The organism is Cystobacter fuscus (assembly GCF_044360685.1).
In the GTDB taxonomy this organism is placed as follows: Bacteria; Myxococcota; Myxococcia; order Myxococcales; family Myxococcaceae; genus Cystobacter; species Cystobacter fuscus_C.
Map to the genome: position 1 here is coordinate 3,001,207 of NZ_CP043491.1, position 11,730 is coordinate 3,012,936.

An 11,730-nucleotide genomic window follows, 5' to 3' on the forward strand; every position below is an offset into this window, starting at 1 on the left:
CCGGGCTGGCATGCTGGGGGTGCCCATGAGCGAAGTCCCGCTGCCTCCAGGTCCCGCCCTCCGGGTGGCCCAGTTCGTCCCCCGCACCGAGGCGGAGGGCCCCGGTCACCGCTTCGCCCTCTGGCTCCAGGGCTGCCCGCTGCGCTGCCCGGGGTGCTGCAACCCGGAGATGTTCGCCCCCGAGCGCGGCCCCCTCGTCACCGTCGAGGAGCTCGCCCGGCGCATCCTCGCCACCCCGGACATCGAGGGCTTCAGCCTCCTCGGGGGCGAGCCCTTCGCCCAGCCCGGCCCCGCCGCCGCCCTGTGCGAGCGCCTGCGCGAGGCCGGTCTCTCCATCATGATCTTCAGCGGCTACACCCTCGCCGAGCTGCGCGCCCAGGCGAACCCAGAGGTGGACCGGCTCCTCGCCACCGCCGACCTGCTCGTCGACGGCCGCTACGAGAAGGACCAGCCGGACACGCGCCGCCGCTGGATTGGTTCACGCAACCAGGTCCTGCACTTCCTCACCTCGCGCTACTCGCCGGACGATCCCCGGTTCTCCGCTCCCAACACCGCCGAAATCCACTTCGTGGACGGCAAGCTCGTCATCAACGGTTGGCCCGAGCTCGCCAACCGGCTGCGGCCATGATGTCCGTCTCCCCGAGTGAACACACCCTCCTGTCCCTCGCCCGCGCCATCGTGGGCTCGGGGCAGTACGCCTCCGTCGAGGACCTCCTCCTCACCCGCCGCGACGTTCCCCCGAAGCTTGGCCCCCGCGCGCTCCACGTGCTGCGCGACCTTCTCGCCAAGGGCATCGTCCTGGCCCTCGTCCGGCGCGGAGGTTGGCGGCGGCAGCGTCACCTCCACGAGGGACAGGCCGAGGAGGGCCGGCTCTGGCAACGGCACGCCGCCCCCGTGCTGCACTTCTCGTCCGCCTGCGTGCGGACCCTCCAGTGGCTCACCTCCCAGCCCCTCGGACGGCTCGACTGCGAGCTGCTCGAGGTGGTGGAGCCCCTCACGCTCGCCGACGAGCTCTTCCTCTACCTGTGCTGTCACCTCGTGGCGGGCACGCCCTGTGGGCCTTCCGTGGGCGCCCAGCCCCTCTTCCGGCACTCGGCGCTCTGCCGGCTCGGCTTTCCCGAGCTGCTCGGCCCGCCTCCGCCGGGCTTCGACGCCTCGGCCTTCACGCCGCTGCTCGCGCACGAGGGCCTCGTGCTCGAGGCCTTGCAGGCGGACCTCGCCCGCCGCTGGCTCCGCCTCGAGGAGTCCAAGCGCCGTGTCTCCGATCCCGCGGACATGGTGGCACTCGGCTCGGCTCAGGAGGCGGTGCTCTCCGCCTTCCTGGATGCGCTCGAGGCCGCCCGGCGGAGGGAGCTCGCCGGCTTCCTGCTGGAGGCGGGCAGGGGCCTGGTGGAACGTCCCGCCACGCTTTGGGTGGAAGGACTCTCCCCGCTCGCCTCGCTGCGCGCCCGTGCCGAGGCCTCCCGGGCCGCGGGCGCCTGGCTCCGGAGCCTCGCCCGCCTCGCCCGCTGGGACGCAGAGCACCGTGCCGTGCGCTTCTTCGACGATGACTATGACGCGGCCCAGTTCCTGCTCTCCCAGTGGAGCGCGTTCGGCGAGGCTGGCTTCCGGCTCGCGGCGGAGCGGGAGCGTTCCCTCGCATCCCTTGGCCCCATCGAAGCGGTTTCCAGCTAGCCTCCACTCTCCATGAGCCGCGCCTACCGCATCTCCGTTTCCGAGTCCCTCAACCGCGTGGTGCAGGCCGAGGATGGTGTCTGCTCCAAGCTCGAGCTGCTGCCCATCCTCTCCCAGGAGGAACTGGGGGGCCTGCTCGCCGAGGAGCTGGCGCGCCGTGGCTTCACGCGTGAGGGCCCCGTCGCCCTGCGCACCGAGGCCGATGGTGTCCGGCTGGCCATCGACGTGCAGACGGGCGACGTGAGCGTCACGCTCGCCGACGAGCGGGCCGTGGAGCTCGAGGCCACGGCGCAGCGCCGCTACGCCCGGGAGGAGGAGAAGGAGCAGGCCGAGGAACAGGCCCGGGAACAGGCCCGTGCGCGGCTGGAGGACCGGGCCAGCGTCGCCCGGGAGTTGCTGCGCGAGGACCTCACCCGCCGCCTGGAGTCCCGGCTGCGTGACCTGAAGCAGGAGCTGGACTCCGTCACCAACAAGGTGACGGCCGAGGCCCTCAAGGTCCGGGCGCGACAGCTCGGCACGGTGGAGGAGATCAGCGAGGATCCCGCCACCGGCTCGCTCACCATCAAGGTCCGCCTGTGAGTGCCCGCATCCCCGAGCAGGAGCTGCCCGTCGAGCTGTCCCCCTTCGCGGCGGTGGAGGCGGCCTATCCCACCGAGCTGGGACGCGTGTGCGAGGCGTTGCAGCGGGGTCTCGCCGTCATGGTCGAGGCCGACAAGGAGCTGACGCCCTTCTTCTACAAGTGCCTGCGCGACCGGCTCAAGCGCGAGGGCAAGCAGTTCCTCTACCTGGATGGCCGCGCCGCCCAGGAGCCTCCTCCGGGCATGCCGGCGCCGAGCCTCATGTCCACGCTCATCGCCCAGTTGCGCGATGCCGTGCGCGGCGCGGTGCGCGAGCGCATCGTGGTGCTGCCCCACCTGGATCTGCTCACCACCAGCAGCGGAGGGCTCACCACCGAGGCGCGCGAGGTCATCCCCCTGCTCTACGAGAACCCGGAGATGGTGTGGGTGGGCTTCAAGGATCCCTCCTTCCCACTGCCGCGCGTCATCGAGAACCTCTTTCCCCACCGCGAGAGCCTCCTGGGCGTGAGCCGCGAGCGGCTGCGCTACCTCGTCACCCAGCGCGAGAGCCGGAAGTTCGGCCGGGGACTCCAGCCCTACGCGCTCTACAAGCACGTGTCCGGCGTGAACGCCGTCCGCCTGCGGCGCCTGCTCGGGGCCATCACCGGCGAGGATTACCCCGCGGACGCCCGCCCCGCGTACGCGCAGCTGCGCAACGCCACCCTGTCCGGCTCGCTCAGCGTGCCGGACCTGGAGCTGCACCGGGACATCGGCGGCTACACCAAGGTGAAGGAGCGGCTCCAGCGCGAGCTGCTGGACGTGCTGGCCCACAAGGACACGCTCGGGGACGCCGAGCAGGTCAAACAGGTGGAGTCGCTGCTGCCGCGCGGGATGATCTTCTGGGGCCCTCCCGGTACGGGCAAGACGCTCTTCGCCAAGGCGATGGCCTCGGCGCTCGGCGCGGCCGTCACCGTGGTGAGCGGCCCCGAGCTCAAGAGCCGCTGGGTGGGCGAGAGCGAGGAGAACCTCCGGCAGATCTTCGTGCGCGCCCGCCAGGCCGCCCCCAGCATCATCATCTTCGACGAGCTGGACTCGTTTGCCGCGGCGCGCGGCACGTACACGGGTTCGGGGGTGGAGCACTCGATGGTGAACCAGCTCCTCACGGAGATGGATGGCTTCCGCAAGGAGGAGCTCGTCTTCGTGGTGGGCACCACCAACTTCGTCGAGTCGTTGGATCCCGCGCTCCTGCGCCCTGGCCGCTTCGAGTTCCAGCTCTGCATTCCCTATCCCAACAGCACGGACCGGCGGGCCATCCTCTCCATCTATGACCGGAAGCTCGGCCTGGGCCTGTCCGAGCGCGCCCTGGAGTACGCGGTGAAGCGCACGGGAGACCTGGTGGAGGGCACCGGCTCGCGCTACTCCGGCGATCACCTCCAGGCGCTGTGCCGGGCGCTGGCTCGGCGGCGGTTGCGCGAGGGCAACCCGGGCCCCACCGAGCCCCTCGACGTGGAGCAGGCCCTCACCGAGTACCTCGATCGGCCGGAGCTCACCGCCGCCGAGGAGAAGGTGGTGGCCACCCACGAGGCCGGCCACGCCCTGTGCGCGCTCCACTGTCCCCACGCTCCGCCCATCGATCGCATCTCCATCCGGGGGGACCTCGCGGGCTCGCTCGGCTTCGTGCAGTACGCGGACCGGGCCCACCGCTATGTAGTCACCCGGGGCCAGTTGCTCGACAACCTCTGCATGCTCTTCGGTGGCCGCGAGGCAGAGGCGCTCCTGTTGGAGGATGTCTCCATCGGCAGCGCGCAGGATCTGGAGCAGGCCACGGAGATCGCCCGCACTCTCGTGCAGGAGTTCGGCATGGGCGGGGACGCCACGCTCGCGGTGCAGCGCTTCGCCCCGCCTGATGCACGAGCGCCCTCGCTCCCACTCTCCAATGCCACGCTCGAGCAGTTGGATGCCCAGGTGCGCCACCTCCTCGAGTCCCAGCGGCAGCGGGCCCGTGACATCCTCCAGCGTGAGCGGAGCCTCCTCCTCTCGCTGCGTGACCTGCTGCTCGAGCGCAAGGTGCTCGACCGCGAGGCCTTCGCCCACCTGATGCCCTCCGTGGCGCCCAAGGAGTCCAGCCGTGGCTAGCCTCACCCTCCGCCTGCAGATCGATCCCACCACGGGCAAGAAGGACATCCTCGTCAAGTACGAGAGCGATGCCGACGCCCTGCCCATGGAGCACGAGGAGGAGCATCGCCGCCTGGTGGACAAGCTCATCGCGGGGGGCGCGTTGAAGGCCTCCGAGGTGGGGCGCATCGTCGTCGAGCGCGAGACGCCCGCGAGCAGCCCGAGCGGAGAGCAGACCCCGGCCTCCGAGGACGTCTCCGGACGCGTCGCGCGGAAGGCCTGATGCCCACGTTCGTCTTCCCCACCGAGGAAGTCCTCCGGCTCGCGCTGACCTCGGGCCTCGTTCCCACCGAGGTCCAGGTGGCTCGGGCACGCGTCCAGCGCACCGGGGAGGGAGGACTGCTCGTCACGCCCGAGGTGCCCCTGGCCCGCTCGCAGGTGAAGGCGCTCGGGGAGCTCGGCATCCGCCTCGACGAGCAAGCCTCCGGAGACGGCGCGGCCGTGAGCTGCTGGGCGGAGCTGCTCCCGGTCCGGCGGATGCCCGGGCTGGACGTGCCCACCGGTCCGGTGCTCTTCCTGGCCGCGCACGAGCGCGAGCTGCTGCCCCTGGCCGGAGAGCTGCTGCGGCTCGGGTGTGATCGGCAGGAGCTGTGCCTCGCCGGAAGAGGCTCCGAGCGCCGGGCGCTCCTGCGGGCGGTGGCTCCGCCGTACTTCACCCTCACGCGCGCCATTGATCGCATCGCGGGATTGCGTGCCTTCGCGCCCGTCACCGCCGGGCTGCATGGGGTGTGGATGGAGCTGGGCCATACCCACCCGCTGGCCCGTGGGCTCCAGGCGCCCCCGGGGACGCTGCTGCTGCTCCCGGGCGAGGGGAACTGGATGACCGCGCCGGACGGGCCCTGGCTGGACCTGTACCAGCTCGTGGACCTCGCGCTGCCCCAGCCCGCGGAGGACTGGGTGCCTCGCCCCGTGCCCGGACGCCTCTCGGTGCCCCTGCGGCTCCGCCAGGCCGCGCGCGTGGAGCCCGCCAGCCTCTGGGTGCTGCGCGAGAACGCCGTGGCCCAGGTCGAGTCACTCGTCCACTCGCTGCCGGAGGCGCTGCTCGCGCAGCTGCGCTTCGCCGTCTCGGGCCCTCCCGAGGCACCCCACGTCGTCCTCCGCGCCCGGCCGGGGCGGGAGAAGCCTCCGGAACTCGGACTGGCCGGGACGGCCTACGCTCCCTTGCCCCAGCTGCCCACCCTCTACCTTCCCTGCGACGCGCTGCTGGAGCCGCCCCTGCGCGGGGACCGGCTGCGCGCCCTGCTCACGCCCGACGCGGACACCGTCACCTGGCTGCACCCCACGGGGCAGGGGACCTTCCGCGCCGAGCGCCTCCCGGAGCGCGCCTTCCAGCCGCTCGACGAGTGGGTGGAGTACGTCCTCGATACCGGGGCCGTGGCGCTGGAGCCCTGGGTTCGTGGCGCCACGTTCGACTTCGCGGCCTTCGAGGCCACGGACACCGGGCCGCGTGAAAAGTCCCCGCCGCCGGTGAAGGAGGAGGAGCCCGAGCGTCGCTCCTCCCGCCGTCGTCCCGCCTCGCCTGCCTCCGAGCCCCTCGCCGCGTCACGGCTTCCCCGGGTGGAGGCGCCACGGCCCCCGCCCATGCGCCTGGAACCCCTCACGCCCGCGCGGACGAGCGAGGTCGAGCGGGAACTCACCACGCGGGAGAAGGACTTCCTCTCGCTGGAGTCCCCGGCGGACGCGCCCGAGCGCCTGCCCTCGTGGGTGCGCATGGCGGAGCTCAACGGCCTGCTCGGGCGCGAGCGCGACGCGAGCCTGTGTTGGACCCGTGCCCTCTGGGAGACCTCGGGCGCCGAGGCGGCGTCTCTCGCGGTCCGCTGGGCGGAGTCCATGCCGGAGGGGCCCTCGACCGCCGAGCGGCTGGCCCTCGCCGCGCCCTCCGCCGCGGACGTCCGCGCCCTCGCGAGTCACGTGCTGCGGGTGTTCCATGGCTCCGGCGAGCCGCTCGACGTTCCCGCGGTGCAGCGCTGGCTGGATCGGCATGACAGCGCGCTCGACGTGCGCTCGCTCTGGCTCACCCGCGCCGCGCTGGCCCGGCTCGCCGGGGGCGATGCGCTCGGACTGGCTCAGGCCGGAGACCGGGTGCTCGCCCTGCTGCACCGGGGCCTTTCCCGGGCGCGGGACGTGCCCACCTTCCTGCGCGCGAGTGTGGACGCGGCCCATGCCTCCCAGCTGCGCGCCCAGCTCGACGGGCTGCTCGAGCGCTTCGAGCGCACACCCCGCCACTGCTCCGCCCTCGAGGCCCCCGTCGCCCTCACCCAGGCCTATGTGCGCTTCGTCTTCGCCTGGGGGCTCGCGCGGCTCGGGCACGCGGACCGGGCGCGGGAGTTGACGGCGAGCGCCACCTCCGGCCTGGAGGGGAAGGACCTCGTGCATGGCTTCCTTGGCCGGGCCTATGCGGCGCGGGTGGCGCAAGCGCTCGAGGGCCTGCCCTCCGAGACACCGCTTCCCCACGAGCTGGCCACCGAGCTCCATGCCCTGGGTAGCTTCCACCGGTACAAGGTGGACCGGCTCCGGCAGGCCTCCACGATTCTCGAGCCGAGCGAGCGGTTGGATCCGGCGCGCTCCTTCGGACGGGGCGAGCGGGATCCACGAGGCGAGGAGTTCGCTGTCCTGCGCGAGGAGAAGGACGTGGAGCGGCTCGCCACGGCGGTGGAACAGCTCGCCGCCCGGGCGCTCTCCCTCCTCACGCCGGCCCCCGAGCGCCAGCGGCTGTTGGAAGGTCTGCTCGACACCCTGCCGCGGCTGCCTCCGGCCCGCGCCCTGCCGCTGTTGACCCGGCTCGTGCCCGCCCTGGAGGGCCTGCCCGACGAGGCCCACGCCCTGCTCCTGGGGGATGCCCTCACGGTGGCGGGACACTTCGGCCGAGAGGATCACGTCAAGGCGCTGGTGGCACGGCTGCGCGCCCTGCTGGTGGGGCTCCCTCCCGAGGCGGCGGCCTGGGGCCATGGCATCCTCGGTGCGTCCCTGCGCGACCTGCGCCGCCTGGGGCTGATTCGCGAGGCCACCGGGCTGCTCGAGCCGGGCCAGCAACTGCTCGCCCGTCCCGAGAAGGTGCCCCTGTCCACCCAGCTCGGCATCGCCGCCGGGCTCGCGCTGCTCGGACACATGCCGGAGGCCAGCGCCGTGTTCGATCGCGCCTTCACCCTCCTGGGGAACTTCCAGGGGCCCATGCCCGAGCGGCTCACCCTGGCGCGGGGGCTCGCGGGGGCGCTGTCCCAGGCCCCGGTGGACGTGGCCCTGCCGGCGCTGGCGCGGCTGTCCGAGCAGCTCCCCGGGGTGACGGACAGCTACAACACCAACAGCCACTTCTGCCTGTCCGTGGTGGAGTTCGCGGACGCGCTGGTGCTGGGGCACGTGGGGGTGGGGCAGGGGTCGGGTGAGCGCACCCGGCGTTGGCTGGACGAGGACGAATTCCTGGTGCGGCGCCGCATCCACCGGGAGCTGGAGGAGCATCCATGAGCGTTCCCACCCGGGAGCCCGCGGACGGCCGGAGCGCCGTCGATCCCATCACCGAGCTGTCCCACGAGGTGCTCTCGCGCGAGTCCCAGGCGCTGCGCGAGCGCATCAACCGCTTCCGGCTCTCGCTGGGGCGGCACTTCGTGGGCAAGCAGACGTTGGTGGACCTGATGACGGTGGCGGCGGTGGCACAGGAGCCGCTGCTGCTGGTGGGTCCGCCGGGCACGGCCAAGTCCGAGCTGGTGCTCAAGTTCAAGGACGCCCTGCGCATCGGGGACGAGGACTACTTCGAGTACCTGCTCACGCGCTTCACCGAGCCCTCGGAGGTGCTGGGCCCCATCGACATCAACCTGTTGCGGCAGGGCCGCTACATGCGGCGTGAGCGGGGCAAGCTGCCCACGGCGCGGCTCGTCTTCCTGGACGAGGTGTTCAAGGCCAGCTCGGCCATCCTCAACGCGCTGCTCACGGTCATCAACGAGCGCAAGTTCTACCAGGACGGCGCGCCCCAGCCGGTGCGCCTCAAGGTGCTCTTCGCTGCCACCAACGAGCTGCCCGAGCACGCGGAGCTGGGGGCGCTCAAGGATCGCTTCTGTCTGAAGGCGGCGTGCCGCCCGGTGCAGGACCGCTACTTCCTCGAGCTCATCGACTCGGGCCTGGAGTCGCAGACGCAGCGCGAGCTGAACCAGAAGCCCTGGGCGGAGGGCCACGCCACGCTGGAGGACTTCCTCAAGGCGCACCGCTACCTGACGCTGGTGATGAGCCGGCGCGAGCCGGGGCCGGAGGGGCGCGAGCTGCGCGACCGGGAACTCTTCTTCCGCGACGAGCTGCTGCGCGAGTTCCGCCGCGTGGTGCAGACGCTCACCCGCGAGGACGGGGTCTTCATCAGCGATCGCAAGCTGGTGAAGCTCTACCGGCTCTTGCGCACGCGGGCGTGGATCTTCCATGGGGGCGCCGTCGAGCGGGAGGACCTGGTGCTGCTCTCCTTCCTGGGAGAGACGCGCGAGGAGATCGACCTGCTGGAGGAGAAGGTGCCGCGGCTGCTCGGGCTGACATGACGACGCCGCCACGGGGACCCGAGGAGGCGGAGCGGTGGCTGTGCGCGGGGCTGTGCCTCGCGCGGCTGGAGGGCACGTCCCCCGAGGCCGTGGCGCAAGCCGTGCCCTGGCTGCTGGCTGCCCACGCCGAGCTCCCGGCGCTGCCTCCCCTGGGGGTGGTGGTGGACCTCGGGAGGCTGGCCCTGGGCGCGCCGCTCGAGTCCTCGCGGCCGGTGCCGGACACCGAGCCCTCCCTGCGGGCCGCGGTGCGCGCGTATGAGGACCACCTGCTCGCGCGGCTGGCCGCCGAGCCGCACCTGGAGGCGGTGGTGAACGCGCTGGCCCGCATGCCGGTGGAGCTCCGTCCGCGGGGCGTGGCCTTCCTGGTGGCCCGGGTTCTCACGCGGCTCGGGTTCACGGGGGGCACGGCGGTGAATCCCGGGCTCGCGCGGCGGGTGCTCGAACATCCTCCCGCCGAGCTGCTCCAGACCGGCCACGCGGCGCTGCGCGAGCGGGGCGTGGAGGTGGAGCGGCTGGCCGGGGCCTACGAGGCCCTGGGGGGCGCGGCCCGGCGGGCGCGGGCGCTGTTGGGCGACGCGGAGGTGTTCACCCTGGAGAACCTGGAGCGGCTCCACGGGCGGGCGCGGCGGCTGGCGCTGGAGCAGGCGGTGGAGGCGGCGGAGGCGCTCGCCGAGGCCCTGCCCACGCGGGCGCGGCCCCGGAAGCCCGTCTCGGGCCAGACGCCCTCGCACCTGGAGGACGACGCGGCGTTTCCCCAGGGGGGCTTCTCCTCGGTGTCCAACGTGGGGAGCCTGGAGAACCTGGTCACCTCGGAGCTCGTCTACATGGAGGACGACGCGGGGTTGGACTTGTTCGACATGCGCTACGTGGAGGGCGAGCTGCTCTACTACACGCGGGACGAGAGCCTCGTCGTGCGGCGGCGGCGGCGGGTGACGTTCGTGCTGTTGCCGGGGTTGACGGAGGCACGCGTCAAGGACGCGGGGCTGCGCTGGCAGCGGGGCGTGCTGGTGCTGGGGCTGGTGTTGAGCCTGGTGCGGCGGCTCTCCGTGTGGCTGGGGGAGGAGGAGCTGCGCTTCCGGGTGGTGGTGGTGGGTGAGGGACTGGAGGCGGAGCGGGGCTTGTGCGAGCTGCTGCTGCGCGAGTGGCTCGCGCGAGGCACCGCCGAGGTGACGGTGGCGGAGCGCCTGGAGTCGGTCCTCTCGCAGGCGGCGGAGGACGCGAAGCGGGCCCGCACGGACGTGCTGTTGCTGGGGGGCCGGGAGGTGCCTCCCGCTTCGTCCCAGGTGGGCCTGTCGCTGCTCGACGTCTCCCAGCCGGTGCCACGGCTCTTGCCCGCCTCGTCGCCCGAGTCCCCCGGCGAGGAAATCTGGGCCACCTGGCGCGGAGTGGCGCTTGAGCTTGCGCGAGGGCTCCTCTAGCGTCGCCGGGCCAAGGGGAACCACATGCCGCTTTACGAGTTCAAGGAGGGGAGCTCCAGCAAGTTCTGGGAGATCACCCTCTCGGGCAGCAGCTTCACCACGCGCTGGGGGAAGATCGGGACGAAGGGCCAGGAGAAGACGCAGAACTTCTCCAACGCCATCGAGGCGAAGCGCGAGCACGACAAGCTCATCGCCGAGAAGACGAAGAAGGGCTACGAGCTGGCCGAGGGCCAGGAGGCGCCCGGGGAGGACGAGGAGGGCGGCGACTCGTCGAGCCTGGCCAAACGCAACCCGGAGCTCGAGGCGGCGATCGAGAAGGACCCGGACAACGTGGAGGGCTACCTCGTCTATGGCGACTGGCTGCAGAGCCAGGGAGACCCTCGCGGCGAGCTGATTGCCCTGCAGTGCGCGGCGCATCAGGCCTCGGGCGAGGAGGCCACGAATCTCAAGCGTCAGGCGTCGGCGCTGGTGCGCAAGTACAAGAAGTACCTGCTGGGGAAGCTGGCGGACAAGGCGGAGAACGAGGTGGACGTGGGGTGGCGCTTCGGCTTCATCCAGAGCGCCCGCATGGCCCGGGGGGACTACGACTCGGAGTTGGACGTCCCCGAGGCGGTGAAGCAGCTCATGGCGCTGCCCTCGGCCCGCTTCCTGCGCGAGCTCACCGTGGGCATGGTGGATTTCGAGGGAGAGAACTACTACGGCGGCGTCATCTCGGCTCTGGCGGAGACGAAGTGCCCCACGCTGGAGACGCTCTTCATCGGCGACTTCGAGTATCCGGACGAGACGGAGATCTCCTGGTCGTACGTGGAAGACATCTCGCCGCTGTACGCGTCCTTTCCAAAGCTGCGCTCGCTGAAGCTGCGCGGAGGCTCGCTCAAGATGGGCGAGGTGAACCTGCCGGAGCTGCGTGAGTTCACCGTGGAGTCGGGCGGGGTTCCGCTGGAGGCGGTCCAGTCCATCGTGAAGGCGAACTGGCCGAAGCTGGAGCGGCTGGAGGTGTGGTTCGGCTCGGAGAACTACGGCGCGGGAGGCGGCGTGGACGACATCCAGCCGCTGCTCGACGGCAAGGGCGTGCCGGCGCTCAAGCACCTGGGGCTGCGCAACGCGGAGTTCACCAACGAGCTGTGCAAGGCGCTGCCGCGCGCGAAGATCCTCTCCCAGCTCGAGACGTTGGACTTGTCCATGGGCACGCTGACGGACGAGGGCGCGCAGACGCTGGCGGAGAACGCGGCGGCCTTCAAGCACCTCAAGCGCCTGGACGTGACGGAGAACCTCTTGTCGGACGAGGGCCAGAAGCGCATGGCGGCGCTGGGCGAGTACGTGGCGCACGGCAACCAGCGCGACGACTACGGCGACGACGAGGACCGCTACGTGGCGGTGGGCGAGTAGCGG

9 protein-coding genes are annotated in these 11,730 nt (G+C 72.0%); all 9 read left to right on the forward strand.

Annotated features, from left to right (window positions below):
• Nucleotides 1-25: 25 nt before the first annotated feature.
• Genes F0U63_RS12425 through F0U63_RS12465 form a run of 9 tightly spaced genes read left to right on the forward strand, consistent with a single transcriptional unit; the run spans nucleotide 26 to nucleotide 11,727 of the window.
• Nucleotides 26-628 (forward strand): 4Fe-4S single cluster domain-containing protein, encoded by a 603-nt coding sequence (locus F0U63_RS12425; RefSeq protein WP_395846101.1) that lies wholly within the window; start codon nucleotides 26-28, stop codon nucleotides 626-628.
• Nucleotides 625-1,674 (forward strand): hypothetical protein, encoded by a 1,050-nt coding sequence (locus tag F0U63_RS12430; protein WP_395846102.1) that lies wholly within the window; start codon nucleotides 625-627, stop codon nucleotides 1,672-1,674. Before F0U63_RS12425 ends, F0U63_RS12430 begins: the two co-directional genes overlap by 4 nt.
• Nucleotides 1,675-1,686: 12 nt before the next feature.
• Nucleotides 1,687-2,253 carry a hypothetical protein gene (locus F0U63_RS12435; RefSeq protein WP_395846103.1) on the forward strand — a complete coding sequence of 189 codons (567 nt, stop codon included), beginning with the start codon at nucleotides 1,687-1,689 and terminating at the stop codon, nucleotides 2,251-2,253.
• The gene (locus F0U63_RS12440; RefSeq protein ID WP_395846104.1) at nucleotides 2,250-4,367 is read left to right on the forward strand and encodes an AAA family ATPase; all 2,118 of its coding nucleotides are present in this window, start codon (nucleotides 2,250-2,252) and stop codon (nucleotides 4,365-4,367) included. The genes F0U63_RS12435 and F0U63_RS12440 overlap by 4 nt, the downstream gene beginning before the upstream one ends.
• A complete protein-coding gene (locus F0U63_RS12445; RefSeq protein WP_395846105.1) occupies nucleotides 4,360-4,629 on the forward strand; it encodes a hypothetical protein in 270 nt (89 codons plus the stop codon). The genes F0U63_RS12440 and F0U63_RS12445 overlap by 8 nt, the downstream gene beginning before the upstream one ends.
• Nucleotides 4,629-7,868 (forward strand): hypothetical protein, encoded by a 3,240-nt coding sequence (locus F0U63_RS12450; protein WP_395846106.1) that lies wholly within the window; start codon nucleotides 4,629-4,631, stop codon nucleotides 7,866-7,868. Before F0U63_RS12445 ends, F0U63_RS12450 begins: the two co-directional genes overlap by 1 nt.
• A complete protein-coding gene (locus F0U63_RS12455) occupies nucleotides 7,865-8,920 on the forward strand; it encodes an AAA family ATPase (RefSeq protein WP_395846107.1) in 1,056 nt (351 codons plus the stop codon). The genes F0U63_RS12450 and F0U63_RS12455 overlap by 4 nt, the downstream gene beginning before the upstream one ends.
• Complete coding sequence (locus F0U63_RS12460; protein WP_395846108.1) at nucleotides 8,917-10,338, forward strand: hypothetical protein; 1,422 nt, start codon at nucleotides 8,917-8,919, stop codon at nucleotides 10,336-10,338. Before F0U63_RS12455 ends, F0U63_RS12460 begins: the two co-directional genes overlap by 4 nt.
• 24 nt (nucleotides 10,339-10,362) lie before the next feature.
• Nucleotides 10,363-11,727 carry a WGR domain-containing protein gene (locus tag F0U63_RS12465; RefSeq protein WP_395846109.1) on the forward strand — a complete coding sequence of 455 codons (1,365 nt, stop codon included), beginning with the start codon at nucleotides 10,363-10,365 and terminating at the stop codon, nucleotides 11,725-11,727.
• The last annotated feature ends 3 nt before the right edge of the window (nucleotides 11,728-11,730 follow it).

What these genes read in the sequence shown, in the direction of transcription:
- F0U63_RS12425 (WP_395846101.1), top strand. Translation starts at nt 26, where the DNA reads ATGAGCGAAGTCCCGCTGCCTCCAGGTCCCGCCCTCCGGGTGGCCCAG.
- F0U63_RS12430 (WP_395846102.1), top strand. Translation starts at nt 625, where the DNA reads ATGATGTCCGTCTCCCCGAGTGAACACACCCTCCTGTCCCTCGCCCGC.
- F0U63_RS12435 (WP_395846103.1), top strand. Translation starts at nt 1,687, where the DNA reads ATGAGCCGCGCCTACCGCATCTCCGTTTCCGAGTCCCTCAACCGCGTG.
- F0U63_RS12450 (WP_395846106.1), top strand. Translation starts at nt 4,629, where the DNA reads ATGCCCACGTTCGTCTTCCCCACCGAGGAAGTCCTCCGGCTCGCGCTG.
- F0U63_RS12455 (WP_395846107.1), top strand. Translation starts at nt 7,865, where the DNA reads ATGAGCGTTCCCACCCGGGAGCCCGCGGACGGCCGGAGCGCCGTCGAT.
- F0U63_RS12460 (WP_395846108.1), top strand. Translation starts at nt 8,917, where the DNA reads ATGACGACGCCGCCACGGGGACCCGAGGAGGCGGAGCGGTGGCTGTGC.
- F0U63_RS12465 (WP_395846109.1), top strand. Translation starts at nt 10,363, where the DNA reads ATGCCGCTTTACGAGTTCAAGGAGGGGAGCTCCAGCAAGTTCTGGGAG.